The organism is Methylotenera sp. (genome assembly GCF_013141425.1).
Taxonomy (GTDB): Bacteria; Pseudomonadota; Gammaproteobacteria; order Burkholderiales; family Methylophilaceae; genus Methylotenera.
This window is the reverse complement of the sequence record NZ_JABFRA010000012.1, coordinates 1-17,137: the sequence shown is the minus strand read 5'-3', so window position 1 is coordinate 17,137 and position 17,137 is coordinate 1. Positions and strand designations below refer to the sequence as shown.

General features: G+C 44.4%; 17 protein-coding genes. 14 read left to right on the top strand and 3 right to left on the bottom strand.

Translation table 11 applies throughout. From position 1 onward, the window contains the following. The 10 genes from rlmN to der all read left to right on the top strand — a co-directional run. Positions 1–1,063: 23S rRNA (adenine(2503)-C(2))-methyltransferase RlmN (gene rlmN, locus HOO90_RS01170; protein ID WP_292838620.1), on the top strand; the 1,063-nt coding region annotated here is incomplete at its 5' end. An 11-nt stretch (positions 1,064–1,074) separates the two neighbouring features. Beyond that, positions 1,075–1,869 (top strand): type IV pilus biogenesis/stability protein PilW, encoded by a 795-nt coding sequence (gene pilW / locus HOO90_RS01165; protein WP_292838618.1) that lies wholly within the window; start codon positions 1,075–1,077, stop codon positions 1,867–1,869. Next, positions 1,862–2,947 (top strand): RodZ domain-containing protein, encoded by a 1,086-nt coding sequence (locus tag HOO90_RS01160; RefSeq protein WP_292838616.1) that lies wholly within the window; start codon positions 1,862–1,864, stop codon positions 2,945–2,947. Before pilW ends, HOO90_RS01160 begins: the two co-directional genes overlap by 8 nt. Beyond that, complete coding sequence (gene ispG / locus HOO90_RS01155; RefSeq protein WP_292838614.1) at positions 2,948–4,267, top strand: flavodoxin-dependent (E)-4-hydroxy-3-methylbut-2-enyl-diphosphate synthase; 1,320 nt, start codon at positions 2,948–2,950, stop codon at positions 4,265–4,267. A 51-nt stretch (positions 4,268–4,318) separates the two neighbouring features. Beyond that, complete coding sequence (hisS, locus tag HOO90_RS01150; protein WP_292838612.1) at positions 4,319–5,626, top strand: histidine--tRNA ligase; 1,308 nt, start codon at positions 4,319–4,321, stop codon at positions 5,624–5,626. Positions 5,627–5,659: 33 nt separating this feature from the next. After that, positions 5,660–6,514, top strand: coding sequence for an ABC transporter ATP-binding protein (locus HOO90_RS01145; protein ID WP_292838610.1), 855 nt, complete (start codon positions 5,660–5,662; stop codon positions 6,512–6,514). Further along, the gene (locus tag HOO90_RS01140) at positions 6,511–7,314 is read left to right on the top strand and encodes an ATP-binding cassette domain-containing protein (RefSeq protein ID WP_292838608.1); all 804 of its coding nucleotides are present in this window, start codon (positions 6,511–6,513) and stop codon (positions 7,312–7,314) included. The genes HOO90_RS01145 and HOO90_RS01140 overlap by 4 nt, the downstream gene beginning before the upstream one ends. Before the next feature lie 44 nt (positions 7,315–7,358). Then, positions 7,359–7,982 (top strand): tetratricopeptide repeat protein, encoded by a 624-nt coding sequence (locus HOO90_RS01135; RefSeq protein ID WP_292838606.1) that lies wholly within the window; start codon positions 7,359–7,361, stop codon positions 7,980–7,982. Positions 7,983–8,023: 41 nt separating this feature from the next. After that, positions 8,024–9,241 (top strand): outer membrane protein assembly factor BamB, encoded by a 1,218-nt coding sequence (gene bamB, locus HOO90_RS01130; RefSeq protein WP_292838604.1) that lies wholly within the window; start codon positions 8,024–8,026, stop codon positions 9,239–9,241. Positions 9,242–9,331: 90 nt separating this feature from the next. Beyond that, on the top strand, positions 9,332–10,786 hold the full coding sequence (gene der / locus HOO90_RS01125; protein WP_292838602.1) for a ribosome biogenesis GTPase Der: 1,455 nt from the start codon (positions 9,332–9,334) through the stop codon (positions 10,784–10,786). A gap of 61 nt (positions 10,787–10,847) precedes the next feature. Here der and HOO90_RS01120 read toward each other — a convergent pair whose 3' ends face one another. Together HOO90_RS01120 and HOO90_RS01115 are read right to left on the bottom strand one after the other, a co-directional pair. Then, the gene (locus HOO90_RS01120; protein WP_292838600.1) at positions 10,848–11,183 is read right to left on the bottom strand and encodes a hypothetical protein; all 336 of its coding nucleotides are present in this window, start codon (positions 11,181–11,183) and stop codon (positions 10,848–10,850) included. A gap of 106 nt (positions 11,184–11,289) precedes the next feature. Then, positions 11,290–12,093, bottom strand: a complete 804-nt coding sequence (locus tag HOO90_RS01115) for an outer membrane protein assembly factor BamD (RefSeq protein WP_292838598.1) — start codon at positions 12,091–12,093, stop codon at positions 11,290–11,292. Between the two features lie 39 nt (positions 12,094–12,132). Here HOO90_RS01115 and rluD point away from each other — a divergent pair, with 39 nt between their 5' ends. Both rluD and pgeF read left to right on the top strand, forming a co-directional pair. After that, on the top strand, positions 12,133–13,221 hold the full coding sequence (gene rluD / locus HOO90_RS01110) for a 23S rRNA pseudouridine(1911/1915/1917) synthase RluD (RefSeq protein ID WP_292838596.1): 1,089 nt from the start codon (positions 12,133–12,135) through the stop codon (positions 13,219–13,221). Positions 13,222–13,225: 4 nt separating this feature from the next. Further along, a complete protein-coding gene (gene pgeF, locus HOO90_RS01105) occupies positions 13,226–13,969 on the top strand; it encodes a peptidoglycan editing factor PgeF (protein ID WP_292838594.1) in 744 nt (247 codons plus the stop codon). A gap of 7 nt (positions 13,970–13,976) precedes the next feature. Here pgeF and ygiD read toward each other — a convergent pair whose 3' ends face one another. Continuing rightward, on the bottom strand, positions 13,977–14,756 hold the full coding sequence (gene ygiD, locus HOO90_RS01100; RefSeq protein ID WP_292838592.1) for a 4,5-DOPA dioxygenase extradiol: 780 nt from the start codon (positions 14,754–14,756) through the stop codon (positions 13,977–13,979). Positions 14,757–14,920: 164 nt separating this feature from the next. Here ygiD and HOO90_RS01095 point away from each other — a divergent pair, with 164 nt between their 5' ends. Both HOO90_RS01095 and rimO read left to right on the top strand, forming a co-directional pair. Beyond that, a complete protein-coding gene (locus tag HOO90_RS01095) occupies positions 14,921–15,829 on the top strand; it encodes a ZIP family metal transporter (protein ID WP_292838590.1) in 909 nt (302 codons plus the stop codon). Positions 15,830–15,887: 58 nt separating this feature from the next. Beyond that, the coding region (gene rimO, locus HOO90_RS01090) for a 30S ribosomal protein S12 methylthiotransferase RimO (protein ID WP_292838588.1) at positions 15,888–17,137 on the top strand (1,250 nt) is incomplete at its 3' end.

The following is a 17,137-nucleotide window of genomic DNA, read 5'->3' as shown; positions in this document are numbered from 1 at the left end:
GCAATGGTTTGCCGAACAAGGCGAAAAGCCTTTTCGCGCCAAGCAGTTGATGCGCTGGATGCATCACTTTGGTGTGCATGAGTTTGAGCAGATGACCGATATTGCCAAAGTCTTGCGTGAGAAATTGGTCACTCAAGCAGAAATCACTTTGCCGACCGTGCAATTGGAGAAAATATCTAATGACGGTACGCGCAAATGGCTGATTGGTACAGATACAGCTAATAGCATTGAAACCGTGTTTATCCCTGAGGATGATCGCGGTACTTTGTGCATTTCTAGCCAAGTAGGCTGTGCATTGGAATGCACGTTTTGTAGTACTGGCCGTCAAGGCTTTAACCGAAATTTAAGTGTTTCAGAGATTATTGGCCAGCTAGCCATTGCTAACCAATCACTGAGGCAAGAAAGTGGATACGATTTGCTTTCGGCAAATGATCGTATCATCAGTAATGTAGTTATGATGGGCATGGGCGAGCCATTGGCTAACTACGATAACGTAGTCACCGCTATGCAAATCATGTTGGACGATAATGCCTATGGCTTAAGTCGCCGCCGCGTAACGCTTTCCACCAGTGGCATGGTGCCAGCCATGGACAGACTGAAAGAAGATTGTCCTGTGGCTTTGGCAGTTTCCTTACATGCGCCAAATGATGCGCTTCGCGACGTGATTGTGCCGATTAATAAAAAATATCCGCTTAAAGAATTAATGGCAGCATGTAATCGCTATTTAGAAAAAGCACCGCGGGATTTTGTGACGTTTGAATATGTGATGCTGGATGGCGTGAACGATACGGTTGAGCATGCCCATCAGTTGCTGGATTTGGTGAAAAGCGTTTCTTGCAAATTCAATTTAATCCCATTTAATCCATTTCCTAACAGTGGTTATGACACCTCAAAAGCCAGCCATATTCGCGTATTTCGTGATATTTTAATGCAAGCAGGTTATGTAGTGACAGTGCGCAAAACGCGTGGTGAGGATATTGATGCGGCTTGTGGCCAGCTTGCTGGTAAAGTGCTGGATAAAACCAAACGCACGTTGAATAGAATTCCAATTGAAGCGATTTAATGAGATTTGCTATGAATCCAAATGCATTAATTACAATAGGTTCGAAAATTAATAAACTAAGTGTTTTGCTGTGCTTGGTGAGTTTAATTGGCATGGGTTGCGCAAGCCCAGAACTGCAGGAAAAAGAACTTGAGACGCAAAAATCACGTGCACGTGCACACACTGATTTGGGCGCAGCTTATTTTCAGCAAAAGCAGTGGGAAATTGCACTGGAAGAATTCACTGTTGCAACCAAGATTGACCCTAACTTTGCCTCAGCCTATAACGGCCTTGGCCTAGTCAATGCGCAACTGGGTAAAGATGAATTGGCCGATGAGAATTTTAGAAAGGCGATTCAGTTGGAGCCGCTTAATTCTGAAGCGCATAATAATTACGGTAGTTTTTTATGCGGCAAAAATAGATTCGACGAGTCCATTACTGAATTTTTAGCGGCGGTTAAAAACCCCTTGTATGCAACGCCTGCCATGGCCTACACCAATGCCGCGATTTGCTCTATACGCAAAAAAAATAGCGTGGACGCTGAAACTTATTTGCAAAAAGCATTGCAGCTAGAACCCTTATCACAGGCGGCGGCCTATCAACTTTCTTCGATTCAGTTTAAACGTAACGATGCGGTGACGGCAAAAAGAACCTTACAAAATGTCCTGCTAAACAGGCCTGGGCCAGAAGTGTTATGGCTGGCGATTCAAATTGAACGCGCAGTTGGCGCTAAAGATGCAGAGGCAAGCTACGCGCTGCAGTTAAGACGACAATTTCCAGATTCTGAACAAACTAAGTTACTACTGGGTGGGGTGAATCGTGAGTGATGAAGTGACTAATTCTACATTAGAGGCGGCTAATTCAGCGTCTTGCCAGATTGGCTTTTCACCGTTGGGTGCTACATTGGTTGCGGCTAGAAATGCTAAAAAACTTGCGCTAAAAGATGTTTCAAATAATCTGCGGCTAAGTGTGAAGCAAATTGAAGCTTTAGAAAATGATGATTTTTTGAGTTTGCCGCAACCGATGATTACACGTGGATTTATTCGTAATTATGCGCGTTTACTAGAGCTTGATGCAGAGCCATTGCTTGCCAGCTACCGTACACGCGTGCCTGAAGATCTGCCCAGTGCCTTAAACGTGCAAACCTCTTCCCATCAGGTATTATTAAGTAAAAATAGCCAGTTAAAATTTAAATTTTTTATTGCAGCTGTTTTAGCGATTTTTTTAGCTTTAGTTTGGTTTTTATATAGCAATTATCTGCCGAAACTATCGGTAAAGCCTGCCGAAAATACGACTGAATTGGTGAAAAGTAACCCAACAAATGCTGTGCCTGAACAAATACTTGCTTTGCCGGAATTGGCTTTACCCGCAGCCGAACGATTGCCTGAAACAGACATTGCTAAAAGTGCAGATGTTGTCGCTGAAGTTTCAACGGAAGCTAATGTTTTGCCTACCGACAAGGCCGCAGAGAATAGCGCGCAAACGCAAAGCGCGTCTAAGGAAAAAGAAGCGAGCGTCGACTTCAATACTTTAAAAGAAAACGCTGCGCGTAATTCAGTTGTCCCTACCAGTACAAAGGCAGCTTCAAATGAGCCGTTGACTGTTAATAATTCAAGCACAAGTAATTCAAGCGCAAGTGGCTTGAAGGCAGATAATTCAATTTCGGCTGTCAAGAGTGTAACCATCTCGGCAAGTGAGCAAAGCTGGGTGCGTGTTACCGATAAAACTGGGGCAGTGGTTTTTGAAAAAATGTTGCCAGCCAATGGTGAAGATGGTTTTAACGGCTTGCCGCCCTTTAAAATGTTGATTGGTAATGCCAAAGCGACCAAAGTAAATTTTTTAGGGCAGCCAGTCGATTTGACCACCAACACGAAAAGCAATGTTGCGCGCGTCACTTTGGAGTAATTGGTGAGTTTGTCTTTACTTAAACAGCCGCGTAAAACGCTGCAAGTCATGATTGGCCATGTGCCGGTGGGTGGTGGTCTAGCAGGCACTCTTATTAGCCCAGTTGTGGTGCAAAGCATGACGAACACCGATACTGCCGATGCACAAGCGACGATTAACCAGGTCTTTGAGTTGTGGCAGGCCGGTTCTGAGGTGGTGCGTATCACCGTCAATTCGCCAGAGGCCGCCGCGCAAGTAGGCAATATTCGGCGAGGTTTAGATGCCTTGGGTTGTAATGTGCCATTAGTGGGTGATTTTCATTATAACGGTCACAAATTACTGGCGGCTTACCCAGATTGTGCGCAGTCTTTAGCCAAATACCGCATCAATCCAGGCAATGTGGGCAAAGGCTCTAAGCGCGATGAGCAATTCGCCGCCATGATAGAAGCTGCCATTCAGTATAGAAAATCAGTGCGTATTGGTGTTAATTGGGGCAGCTTAGATCAAGCCAAAATGGCGCAGATGATGGATGATAACGCCAAGCTGTTTGAACCTTTATCAGCTGACGCGCTAATGCGCGAGGCCTTGATACAATCAGCGCTTGAAAGTGCCGCACAAGCTGTAGAAATAGGCTTATCGCCCAATCAAATCATTATTTCTTGCAAAGTCAGCAATGTGCAAGATTTAGTCAAAGTCTATGCTGAACTCGCTACGCGTAGCGATTACCCCTTGCACTTAGGCTTAACTGAAGCTGGTATGGGTTCAAAAGGCATTGTGGCCTCAACAGCAGCGCTTGCTTTGTTGCTACAGCAAGGCATCGGCAATACTATCCGAGTGAGTCTTACGCCAGAACCCAATGAGTCGCGGACTAAAGAAGTTATCGTGGCGCAAGAGATTTTGCAAACTATGGGTATACGTTCATTTACTCCGCTAGTGACAGCATGCCCTGGCTGCGGTAGAACCACTAGCACGTATTTTCAAGAACTTGCAATGCAGATTCAAAGTTATTTACGCAGGCAAATGCCGGTGTGGCGCGGCTTATATGCGGGTGTTGAAAATATGAATGTGGCAGTGATGGGCTGCGTGGTGAATGGTCCGGGCGAGTCTAAATTGGCTAATATTGGCATTAGTTTGCCAGGCACTGGCGAAACGCCAGTGGCGCCAGTGTTTGTAGACGGCGAAAAAACCGTGACACTTAAAGGTGATAACATCGCCCAAGAGTTTCAGTCGATAGTAGAAAATTACGTGCAAAAAAATTATGCCGAAGGTGGTAAGTTGCGCGCTAGTTATGCAAAAGCCAAAGCAACGCATAAAACCATTCCTATTCAATCCGTTAATTAAATTAACGGTAAATCAATACAAATCGTACACTAAATTAAGAATTTGACTTTCATGAGCAATAAATTACAAAGCGACCAAAAGATTCAAAGTAGCCAAAAGTTTCAAAGTATTAAGGGCTTTTATGACATTTTGCCTGAGGCTACGCCTTTGTGGTTTAAGCTGGAAGATACTGCCCGCCGCGTATTAGCCCAGTACGGCTACAAAAATATTCGTATGCCTTTGGTTGAATCCACTGATTTATTTGTGCGTTCTGTGGGTGAGCATACCGATATTGTTGAAAAAGAAATGTATGCTTGGGAAGATGCACTTAATGGCGATAAATTGACCCTGCGGCCAGAAGGTACAGCGGGCTGTGTGCGTGCTGTAGTTGAGAGTAATCTTACCTACAATGGCCCAGTGCGTTTGTGGTACAGTGGCGCCATGTTCCGCCATGAGAATGTGCAAAAAGGACGTCAGCGCCAATTTCACCAAATCGGTGTCGAAGCGTTTGGTTTTGATAGTCCACAAGTAGATGCAGAACAGATTGTGCTACTGGCCCGCCTGTGGCGTGAGCTAGGCATTACCGATGTACAACTACAAATCAACAGCATAGGCGATGCGCATGAGCGTGCTGCATATCGCAATGTGCTGATTGCTTATTTTGAGCAGCATGCTGATTTGCTGGATGAAGACGCTAAACGACGCTTGCATACTAATCCATTACGCATTCTAGACAGTAAAAATCCACGCATGCAAGCCATGTGTGAAGCCGCACCAAAATTAATAGATAGCCTGGGTGATGAAACGCGCGCGCATTTTGATGGTCTGTGTAAATTGTTAGATGCAGCTGGTGTGGCTTATATTGTGAATGCGCGATTGGTGCGTGGTTTAGATTATTACAATCGTACTGTATTTGAATGGGTTACAACAAAGCTAGGCGCGCAAGGCACCATTGCTGGCGGTGGTCGCTATGACGCTTTGGTAGAAAGATTGGGCGGCGATGCAACCCCTGCATGTGGCTTTGGTATTGGCTTAGAACGTGTATTTTTGTTAATGCAAGAATATGGAATTACTGCAAATGACTCGCCTAATGTGTATTTGGTGAATGTGGGTGAGCAGGCAGAACAAGCGGCTTTTACCATTGCCGAGCAATTGCGCAATGCTGGCATCCAAGTCGTATTGCATGCGGGAGGCGGTAGTTTTAAATCGCAAATGAAAAAAGCGGATAGAAGCGCCGCCCAATTTGCCTTGATTTTGGGTGACGATGAGGTTGCTAATAATCAGATTGTATTAAAACCGATGCTAGCGACAGTAAAAGGTGAGCAGCAGAAATATGACTTGGAAACAGCTATTCAGTATTTAATCGAAAACAAAAATTAATTCAGAAAACTTTTTAAATAAATGGCCGTCACCATGAATAAAGCTAATCTGTTATTGCAACTTAAGCAGGTGAGCATTGCGCCTAAAAAAGCGTTATCTCGATTATTGGTCAATGATGTGACCTTGAGCATTAAGGCGGGAAAAACCACCTGTGTGGTGGGGGAATCAGGTAGTGGAAAAAGTTTGACGGCCTTATCTGTGATGGGTTTAATGTCTAAACAGTTGCAGTTGGTCACAGGTCAAGTTTTGTTTAATGATGGTCAATCTGGCGAGCAAGATTTAAGCAAATTGGATGATGAAAGCTTACGTAAAATTCGTGGTGCTAAAATTGCCATGATTTTTCAAGAGCCGATGACTTCACTTAATCCAGTGCTCACAGTGGGTTACCAAATCGGTGAAAGTTTAACTGCGCATCTTGGCCTTAAAGGCGAGGCTTTAAAAGTGAAAGTGTCTAGTTTGTTAAGCATGGTCGGTATTCCGCCAAGTCGCGCTAATAGTTACCCGGATGAACTATCAGGCGGGCAGCGGCAGCGCGTGATGATAGCCATGAGCATTGCTTGTGAGCCACTATTGCTCATTGCCGATGAGCCAACCACAGCGTTGGATGTGACGGTGCAAGCGCAAATATTGAAGTTGTTAGATGAACTTAAAACCCGCATGAATATGGGAATGCTGTTTATTACGCATGATTTTGGCGTGGTGGCTGATATCGCGGATGATGTTGTGGTGATGTTTAGAGGTGAGATTGTAGAAGCAGGTACTAAAGTTGAAGTGCTGGGAAATCCGCAACATCCTTATACAAAAGCCCTCCTAGCCTGTGTGCCAGATGCTGAAGGTAAAAAGCCGTTGAAGCCAATTGATTATAGCTGGTTAGAGAATGCTGCATGAGTGCGCTTATACTGCAAGCTAATCATTTGGTCAAAACCTATACCCAGCGTAGTGGTAAATTTGGTTTTAGCACCACTTTGGTTAAAGCCTTAGATGATGTGAGCATTCGTTTAACGCAAGGCAAAACACTCGCCGTGGTAGGGGAATCTGGCAGTGGTAAATCCACGTTGGCACGATGTCTGTTACAATTACAACCCTTAGACAGCGGAGAAGTACTTTTTGCAGGTCAGGATCTAGCAAAACTAAGTGGTCGCGATTTACGTGCAGTACGTAAAAACTTGCAGATGGTCTTTCAAGATCCATTCGCATCACTTAATCCGCGTATGCGAGTGGGTGAGATTGTAGGTGAAGGCTTGCTGATTCATCAGATTGGCCGTCCTGCAGAGCAACAAAAAAGTGTTATTACCATGTTAAAGCGTGTTGGCTTGACTGAGTCTGATATGCAAAAGTACCCGCATGAGTTTTCTGGCGGGCAACGCCAGCGTGTGGGAATAGCGCGGGCATTAGTGTTGCAACCTAAGGTTGTTGTATGTGACGAGCCTGTTTCAGCACTTGATGTGTCGATTCAAGCACAGATATTGTTACTGCTTAAAGAGTTACAAGCAGAAATGGCATTAAGTTATGTGTTTATTAGCCATGATTTACGCGTGGTGAGGCATATTGCCGATGATATTGTGGTGATGAATCAAGGTAAAGTTGTTGAGCAGGGCGATGTTGAAGAGATTTATCAATTTCCTCAACATGAATACACGCAGAACCTGCTTGCAGCGATACCCGGTAAAAAAGCAACGAAAGCTTAACGTTTTGATTAAATAAAATAGTTTAGAAAATATTAGGAAAAGCAATGGCATACGATTTAGAAGAGCAAGAACAGATTGATGAATTAAAAGCCTGGTGGAAACAAAATGGCAAGTTGATTAGCACTTTGGTTATCGGCCTGTTGGTGGCATATGCAGCCTATCAAGGTTGGCACATCTATCAAAATAAACTGGCTGTAGAAGCGTCTACTCAGTATCAGGATTTGCTGGTGACCGAGGAAAAAGATCTTAAATCAATACAAGCTAAATCGGCCGTATTAATAGAAAAATTCGGCGCCACACCTTATGCTGGTCGTGCTGCCTTATTTGCAGCCAAAGCAAATTACGAAGCCAATGACATTAAAAGTGCCAAAGCACAATTGGAATGGGCGAACAAAAATGCGAAAGAGACTTCTGTAAGTGCCTTAGCTAGCTTGCAGTTGGCGAATATCTTGGCTGAAGAAAAAGACTATGAGGCTGCGCTAACACTTCTGAACGCGAAACACGATGCAGGTTTTGATGGGTTGTTTGCTGACCTTAAAGGTGATATTTTAGTGATTCAAGGTAAAAGTGCAGAGGCTAAAGTAGCCTACCAGGAAGCGCTGTTGAAATTGGAACCACAAGGTAAATACCGTGCTATCACGCAGCAAAAACTAGAAGCATTAGGCTAATCACGTTGTTTAAATGCAATTTGTAACTTTCTAAAATAAGCATGGAGCATGCATTGTTTTTACACCAATATAAATTATATCAATATAAGAAACTGAGCTTGAATCTGCTTGCAGTCATATGCCTAGCGGTATTGACTGGATGTAGCACGATTGGTGATTTGAAAGAGAGTGTGTCAAATAAGATTTTTGGCCGCGAGCTAGCCGATGCACCCGACCCGTTAGTAGAATTTAAACCAACTTCTACAAGTAAATTATTGTGGCAAGCCAAAGTAGGCTCCGCAGAAGATTTTGATTTCTCACCCGTAGTTGAAGCTGGTTATGCTTATGCCACCAGTGCCAGTGGTGAAATTGTTAAATTAGATGTAACGAACGGCAATCAAATTTGGCGCGTAAAAACGGGTGAAAAGCTTTCTGGTGGAGTGGGTGTAGGTGGCAGCCTAGTTGTGGTTGGAACACAAAAAGGCGTGCTGTATGCATACGACATTGCAGGTAAATTACTTTGGAAATCTAAACTTAGCAGTGAGATTTTAAGTGCACCTAAATATTTTGATGGCGTAGTGATTACACGGACAGGCGATAGTCGAATTTATGGTATCAATGCCGAAGATGGAAGTCGAAAATGGGTTTATGATCGCACCAGCCCGGCGCTTACCTTGCGGAGCAGCGCTGGCTTGGTGGTAGACAGCGGCGCAGTATATGCAGGTTATGGTGGTGGCAAGCTTGTTTCAATACGCGCAGATAATGGCAAAATTCTTTGGGAAGCTTCCGTTGCCCAACCGAAAGGGGTTACCGAAATTGAGCGTATCGCAGATATTACTAGCTTGCCTGTAGTCGATGGCCCTTTGGTTTATGCTGTGGCCTATCAGGGCAGAGTGGCTGCGGTTGATCGAACAACAGGACGCGTGATTTGGAATCGTGATATTTCCAGTTTATCTGGTTTAAATATTGAAGATGGCCGCATATTTGTTTCACATTCTATTGGTTCGATCTATGCGCTTGATTACACAACAGGTAAAACATTTTGGCGACAAGCCGCGTTAAAAAACAGGCAAATAACTGCACCTGTGTCTTTAGGTGACTTGGTCGCCGTGGGTGACTTAGAAGGTTATGTGCATTTTCTAAGCCGCGATGATGGTGCATTGGCTTCAAGAATTAAAACTGACAATAGTCCGATTATGCCATTAATGGCGCATATCAATAGCAATACCGTGTTAGCACAAACACGTGATGGCGGAGTTTATGCAATCCAAGTTAAATGATTCTCTGATTAGCGGATTGTCAATTTAAGCGATTGTTTTAATACGCTTTAGCCATTGAGCGCGTTCGCTCAAAAAATTTAGAAGGCTCGTATGTTACCCACCGTTGTTTTGGTTGGCCGACCCAATGTCGGCAAATCCACCTTATTTAACCGTCTGACCAAAAGCCGTGACGCTTTAGTTGCGGACTTGCCAGGGCTCACGCGTGACCGTCACTATGGTCGCGGTATAGGCGCGAGCCAGCCTTATTTGGTGGTGGATACGGGTGGTTTTGAGCCCAATACGGACAGCGGCATTCTTAAAGCCATGGCTGTTCAAACGCTATTGGCGATTGATGAAGCGGATGTCATTATTTTTCTTGTAGATGGCCGTCAAGGTGCCACGCCGCAAGACATGGAGATTGCTAACCGCTTACGCAGAAGCAAGTGTCCAGTATTGCTTGCGGTAAATAAAACCGAAGGCATGAATAAGGCAGTTGTCAGCGCAGAATTCCACGAGCTTGGTTTGGGTGATCCGTTATCAATTTCATCTGCGCATGGTGAAGGCGTAAAAGATATTATTGACTTGGCGCTTGAGAGCTTTCATGAAGTGGAAGAAGAGCCAGAGTTGGACCAAAGAGGCGAACGAATTCCTAAAGTGGCGATTGTAGGCCGTCCAAACGTAGGTAAATCAACTTTAGTTAACGCATTACTTGGCGAAGAACGCGTGATTGCATTTGATGAACCGGGCACAACGCGTGATTCAATCTCGATTGATTTAGAAAAAAATGGTAAGCATTACACCTTGATTGATACAGCGGGTGTGCGTAAACGTGGCCGAGTATTAGAAGCGATTGAAAAATTCTCTGTTATTAAAACCATACAGTCTATTGAAGAAGCTAATGTGGTAATTTTGGTGGTGGATGCCCAAGAAGGCATTACCGAGCAAGATGCCCACGTGGCAGCATATATTCTGGATGCAGGTCGTGCGTTAGTGGTGGCGATTAATAAATGGGATGGCTTAAAAGAAGAAGAACGTGATTGGATTAAACGCGAAATTGATCGAAAATTAATGTTCCTAGACTTCGCGGAGTTTCATTACATTTCAGCCTTACGCAAAAAGGGCTTGCCTGAACTGTTTAAATCGGTCGATATCGCTTTTAAAGCGGCCTTTGCAAAACTCTCTACCCCACAACTTACGCGCGTACTGATTGATGCCTTGCAACAGCATCAACCACCCATTAGCAAAGGCATTCGTCCCAAACTGCGCTACGCCCACCAAGGCGGCAGTAATCCGCCTATTGTGGTGATTCATGGCAACCATGTCGATGGTGTTAAAGATGCTTACACTAGATTCTTAGAAAAAACATTTCGCAGAACATTCCAGCTTTCTGGTACGCCCTTACGCGTCCAGTACAAACAAGGAGCTAACCCATTCGCTGAGGATGAAGATAAACGTAAGCCAGGCGAAGGGATAGTGAGCATGCGCCGCCGTAAAACGGCGCATCGTGCTGAATTAAAAGCGAAAAAAGTGGTTGAAGATAAAGATAGAGGCGCAAAAAGAAAGTAAGGGGCCAAAGTTTGATATAGCCTGCTATAGACAGGCAGGACTATTTAGATAGTTTTAGAATCTACAGATTCGGGAATTTTTCAAGATTTTTATTTTCGATGGGTAATTCATAAGGGTCAGCCACATAAGCTGGCCCTTTCATAATGATAACGACAACGCAGCCGATGGCCGCGGCCCCTACAAAAAACGAGATGCTAAACAACAGGCCTAGGCATAGGTAGATTGTTTTTAGCTGCTCGCCATTTAATAGGGCATTACTCAAATACAGATTGAGCATGACGGCGCATGGAATGATGCTAGTTATAATGAAGATGCTTGGTATTTTCTTCAACAATACCCACTCAAGCCCAGAAGGTGCATTTGTATATCCTGGTAATTTGTTGAAGTATCGGGTCATCGTTTCAATCGTTTCATTGGTCTCGTTTGAAGTTGACTCAGATTCGCAAATTTAGTTTTAGTCATCTAAGCTAGTTTTATAAAGCGGACATTGCTGTAGCTTCGAATTAGAGCAGTCCTTCCCAGAACTTCCACCATACGCGTTCATCGCTTGGTACACCTTTGCCGAGCATAGGGCTGTTGGGGTAGTTAGTTTGTAAAATACGCAAAGTGTCGTTTTTCAGGTCTTCTAAGCTCATTAAATCATAAGCACTAATCATAATAACTAAGGATTCTTCTACGCTAGGAGTTTGTGGAAAGTATTCCAACACGTACTTGCAGCGATTGACAGCAGCGAGATAGGCTTGGCGCTTCATGTAATATCGTGCTACATCGATTTCGTGTTCGGCTAAACTGTTCGCCAGATAAACCATGCGTTGTGTGGAATCTTTTGCATAGCGACTATTCGGGTAGCGTGAAACTAGTTCTTTAAAGGTTACAAAAGAATCACGCAATGCACGCGGGTCACGGTCGCTAATTTTTTGTTTAGTGAGTTTTTCAATCACACCGCGTTCATTGAATACCGCTAAGCCCTTTAGATAGTAGGCGTAGTCGACATTGGGGTGATTTGGATGCAATTTTATAAAGCGGTCAGCCGCTGCAACGGCTAGTACGGGATCTTGTTTTTTGTAGTGTGCGTAGGCCGTTTCAAGCTGGGCTTGAGCGGCGTAGCGACCATTGGGATAACGTGACTCGAGCTTGCCAAAATAGACAATGGCTTTATCATAATCTTTATCGCGCATTTTCTCTTCACCTAATTGGTAAATGCGTTCTGCGGTTAGACCTTTAGTATCATCAAGCTCTGTTGGGCTACCGAATATCGCACAACCATTGATTAACAAGGCAAACATTAAAATTAAGATATACTTCATGCCAAAACCACCTTTAAGAATGAATGATAATTATAACCGATGATAGACGCTACTCAACAAACTCTTAACAATGAACTTAAGCTAACGATTCCACATGATTTAGGTGGTCTGCGCCTCGACGTAGCTTTGCAACGTATGCTACCAGAGCATTCACGTTCACGCCTGCAAACGTGGATAAAAGAAGGCTTGGTCACACTGGATAATGCCGCAAGCACCGCTAAAACCAAAGTTTGGGGAGGCGAGTCAGTTATTGTGAACGTGCAAAGTAAACCCGACCTGCAAGCCTTTGTCGCAGAAGATATTCCGCTGGATGTTGTATTTGAAGATGATCATATTCTTGTTATTAATAAACCTGCTGGCATGGTGGTGCACCCGGCGGCTGGTAATTGGACTGGAACCTTGCTCAACGCCTTGCTCTTTCATGCCCCACAACTCAAAGATGTGCCGCGTGCAGGTATCGTGCATCGCTTGGATAAAGAAACTAGCGGCTTGCTGGTGGTGGCAAAAACGCTTGAAGCACAAACAAACTTGGTACGCCAATTGCAAGCGAGAACGGTAAAGCGTGAATATCGGGCCATTGTGTGGGGGCAGTTATGGCGTAATGGTGTCGTTGATCAACCCATTGGCCGCGACCCACGTTCGCGCACTAAAATGGCTATTAACCGCATGGGTAAACCTGCCATTACACGTTACGAGATTTTAGAGCGCTTTTCAGTACAAACTTATTTGCGTTGTAATTTAGAAACAGGCCGCACCCATCAAATTCGTGTGCACATGCAGTTTTTAAAAGCGCCGATTGTGGGTGATCCCGTTTACGGCTTTCGCGGCATTATACCGATTCGTGTGATGACGCAAACTTTACGTGATGAAGTGAGTCGATTTCATCGACAAGCCTTACATGCGATTAAACTTGGCCTAATACACCCAGCGACCAATGAGTTTATCGAATGGCAAATCGAGCTGGCAGATGATATGAAAGCCTTGCTGGAAGCAATGCGTCATGAAGACCCCAAGAATGAGGATGAAGAGCAGTTTGAGTTTAGTTCTGAGCCCTATCTTGCCGATGAAGATTACGAATACGATGACGAGTATGAAGATGAAGATATAGAACTGGAAGATGAAGAGTAAAGTCATGCCTCAGTTAAATTTTATTATCCCCAATTGGCCTGCCCCAGCAAATGTAAAGGCACTGCAAACTACGCGTATTGGCGGTGTAAGCCATGCGCCTTATGCAAGTTTGAATTTAGGTGCACACGTCAATGATGACCCGATTGCCGTGGCGAAGAATCGCCAATTACTCAGCCTCTATTTACCCAGCGAACCCGTTTGGGTAAATCAGGTGCACGGTGTTGAAGTAATTGACGCCGCTAAAAGTAGTTGCTTGCAGAATGCAGATGCGTCTTTCACTACCAAGCCGAATGTGGTGTGCGTGACGATGACTGCAGACTGTTTGCCTGTGCTGCTTTGCGACAAATCTGGGTCGGTAGTTGCTGCGGTACATGCTGGTTGGCGTGGTTTGTGCGATGGCGCGATTGAGGCCGCTGTGAACAAGCTCGCTGTTGATAAAAGAGAGATTCTCGCTTGGCTAGGCCCTGCTATTGGCCCAAAAGCTTTTGAAGTAGGTGATGAGGTTAGGGAGCAATTTATTGCAAAAGATGCACAGGCTGAAACTGCTTTTAAAGCTAACGGCAACAAATGGTTAGGGGATATTTATACAATCGCTCGCCAACGTTTAAATAATCTAAGCGTTACGCAAATTTATGGCGGCAGCATCAATGAAAACTTTTGTACTTATACCGATGAAGCTCGTTTTTTTTCATTTAGGCGTGATAACGCCACAGGGCGCATGGCCAGCTTGATTTGGCTTGCCAGTTAAATAAGCGTTACTGATAAATAACACTGCGCATACTTAAAGAACCTAAATCAAAATTATCCGTTAAAAATCGCATTTTATCCTCTGGGTGCCACACAGCAGCAATGTATAACAAAGGTAAATAATGTTCATCGGTTGGCACCGCTAGCCTTGCGCAATCGCCTGCTTGGGCAATGTGCAACAAGGCATTTTCATCGTGTAATTCCAGTGCATTTTTAATGTATTGGTCAAAGTGAGTTGCCCATTCTGGGGTCGTGCCTAGTCTATTTAATTTTGCTAAATTATGCACAATATTGCCGCTAGCAATCAGCATCACGCCTCGCTCACGCAAGCTAGTCAACTGTTTTGCCAGCTTGAAGTGCCCTGAAAAATCTAAATTCAAATCTAAACTGAGTTGAAAAACTGGCACATCTGCCTTGGGAAAAAGCGATTGTAATACTGTCCATGCTCCATGATCTAGGCCCCAATCTTGGGTAGTCGTGATGGTATTAGCTGGAAATAATTCGCAGACTATTTTTGCAAACGCTGCTGCACCAGGTGCCGCATACTGTTGAGCAAACAATTCGGCTGGAAAACCACCAAAATCATGAATGGTTTGAGGGAAATCAGCTACATTTACCTTGCTACCCTGCGTTTGCCAATGGGCCGAAATACACAATATTGCGCTTGGTCGCGGCAATGTTTTGCCTAATGCCTGCCAAGCGTCGCGGTAGGGGTTTTCCGTAATCGCATTCATTGGGTTGCCATGGCCGATAAACATGGCAGGCATGCGCAGGGTATTTTTTATCATGTCTTAATTGTGGCTTTAAATTTAATCTAACATTGGGTTGATGATTGCTTTTCGCATGCAATAAATTACGGCTAGGACATTGCTCGTTTATAATACACATTTTGTAAGCGCGTTTAGACTTGCTAATTGAAACTCGCCTTAATTAAGTTGAATCCAGAAAATTTATGTTAAACCTTGCTATTACCAACGCGCCGTTATCTGTGCTTAGCTGGATTATCTCAGTGAGTCTGCTGGGTGGCGTGCTGAGCGTTTCATTGGCAGCTATATTTGCACTTAGTGTGCGTACAACTTGGGTGCCCATGCTGGTCAGTTATGCCATTGGCGCGATGTTGGGTGCGGTTTTTTTAGAGATTTTACCGCACGCCTTCAGTATTGCAGGCAGTGTGGAGAAGGTTTCTGCAACCTTGCTACTTGGTCTATTATTGTTTTTCGTACTAGAAAAACTAGTAATTTGGCGCCATTGCCATGGCGATCATTGTGAAGTGCATGCGCTGCATTCTGAAGAAAATTGTCCAGTTGCGCATCCAGGAACCCAATTGGCAAATAATGGTAAGAAATATAAAGCGGTAGCTACGCAACAACCTTCCGTATTGCTTGGCCATAGTCACAACCACACCCATGATGGCGGTCGCAGTGGTTTAATGATTATGATAGGTGATACTTTTCATAATTTTATCGATGGAATTTTAATCGCCGCTGCTTTTACCGCTGATATCAAGCTCGGTGTGGTCACTTCACTGGCGATTATCGCCCATGAAATTCCGCAAGAAGTTGGCGACTTTTTAATCTTATTGCATTCCGGCTATAGCAAAAAACAGGCCTTAGTATTCAATCTGGTTTCCAGCGTGGCGACCATGGTGGGTGGTTTAATCGCCTATTTTGCATTGCAACATGTACAAAGTTGGATTCCGATTATTCTAGCGCTAGCAGCCTCGAGTTTGCTGTACGTGGCAGTGGCAGATTTGATTCCGGGCTTGCACAAACGCACCGAATTAAAAGCGACTATTGCTCAAGTGCTTTTAATTTCGATTGGTATCGCGACGATTTTTATCGCACATGTTTTTCTTGAGTAGTGCGTAATTTCAATTCAGTTACCCGTTATAGGTTTATTTTTAAGAATGGTTGGTATTAATGAGTTTATCAAATCCAAAAGTTGGTTTCGTCTCTCTCGGTTGTCCTAAAGCGGGCTCAGATGCAGAGCGCATTCTCACCCAATTGCGTGCCGAAGGTTATGAGATTTCAGGCAGTTATGAAGAAGCCGATTTGGTGGTGGTAAATACCTGCGGCTTTATTGATAGTGCGGTTGAAGAGTCGCTCGATGCGATTGGTGAAGCGATTAACAGAAACGGCAAGGTCATTGTCACGGGCTGTTTAGGTGCAAAAAAAGGCGTGGTAGAAGCGGCACATCCAAGCGTGCTAGCGGTAACAGGCCCGCACGCGCTAGAAGAAGTGATGACGGCTGTGCATGCTAATTTGCCAAAATTGCATGAGCCTTTTATTGACTTGGTGCCACCACAGGGCATACGCTTAACACCAAGCCATTACGCGTACTTAAAGATTTCAGAAGGCTGTAACCATCGATGTAGCTTCTGTATTATCCCTAGTATGCGTGGTGATTTAGTAAGTCGCCCGATTGGTGAAGTGTTAAACGAAGCTGAAAATTTAGTCAAAGCAGGCGTCAGCGAGATTTTAGTGATTTCACAAGATACTTCGGCCTATGGCGTAGACGTTAAATATCGCCCAGGCTTTTGGAATGGTCGCCCAGTGAAAACGCGCATGACTGAGCTTTGCCAAAGCTTGAGTGACCTAGGCGTTTGGACGCGCTTGCACTATGTTTACCCTTATCCGCATGTGGATGAAGTGATTCCATTAATGGCGGACGGTTTGATTCTGCCTTACTTGGATGTGCCATTTCAGCATGCTAGTCCACGTATTTTAAAAGCCATGAAGCGCCCAGCGCACGCCGAAAATAACCTAGCCCGCATTAAAGCATGGCGTGAAATCTGCCCAGATATTACGGTAAGAAGCACTTTTATTGCCGGCTTCCCAAGTGAAACCGAAGATGACTTCCAAATGCTACTGGATTTCTTGGAAGAAGCACAATTGGATAGAGTAGGCTGTTTTGCATACTCTGCTGTTGATGGTGCAAAGGCCAATGAACTGCCAGACCAAGTGCCAGAAGAATTAAAGCAAGAACGTTTAAGCCGTTTTATGGCAGTGCAAGAGCGTATTAGTGCAGCTAAACTGCACAACAAAATTGGTAGTATTCAAACCGTGTTGGTTGATGAGATTGTGCAAGACTCTGAAGGTAATATTGAGGCGATAGGGCGTACTAAAGCTGATGCGCCTGAGATTGATGGTGTGGTGTATATGGAAGATGC

Coding starts and splice junctions, on each gene's coding strand:
- bamB (WP_292838604.1), top strand. CDS start 8,024: ATGGAGCATGCATTGTTTTTACACCAATATAAATTATATCAATATAAG.
- hisS (WP_292838612.1), top strand. CDS start 4,319: ATGAGCAATAAATTACAAAGCGACCAAAAGATTCAAAGTAGCCAAAAG.
- rluD (WP_292838596.1), top strand. CDS start 12,133: ATGATAGACGCTACTCAACAAACTCTTAACAATGAACTTAAGCTAACG.
- HOO90_RS01115 (WP_292838598.1), bottom strand. CDS start 12,093: ATGAAGTATATCTTAATTTTAATGTTTGCCTTGTTAATCAATGGTTGT.
- pilW (WP_292838618.1), top strand. CDS start 1,075: ATGAATCCAAATGCATTAATTACAATAGGTTCGAAAATTAATAAACTA.
- der (WP_292838602.1), top strand. CDS start 9,332: ATGTTACCCACCGTTGTTTTGGTTGGCCGACCCAATGTCGGCAAATCC.
- ygiD (WP_292838592.1), bottom strand. CDS start 14,756: ATGATAAAAAATACCCTGCGCATGCCTGCCATGTTTATCGGCCATGGC.
- HOO90_RS01145 (WP_292838610.1), top strand. CDS start 5,660: ATGAATAAAGCTAATCTGTTATTGCAACTTAAGCAGGTGAGCATTGCG.
- HOO90_RS01140 (WP_292838608.1), top strand. CDS start 6,511: ATGAGTGCGCTTATACTGCAAGCTAATCATTTGGTCAAAACCTATACC.
- HOO90_RS01095 (WP_292838590.1), top strand. CDS start 14,921: ATGTTAAACCTTGCTATTACCAACGCGCCGTTATCTGTGCTTAGCTGG.
- HOO90_RS01135 (WP_292838606.1), top strand. CDS start 7,359: ATGGCATACGATTTAGAAGAGCAAGAACAGATTGATGAATTAAAAGCC.
- pgeF (WP_292838594.1), top strand. CDS start 13,226: ATGCCTCAGTTAAATTTTATTATCCCCAATTGGCCTGCCCCAGCAAAT.
- HOO90_RS01120 (WP_292838600.1), bottom strand. CDS start 11,183: ATGACCCGATACTTCAACAAATTACCAGGATATACAAATGCACCTTCT.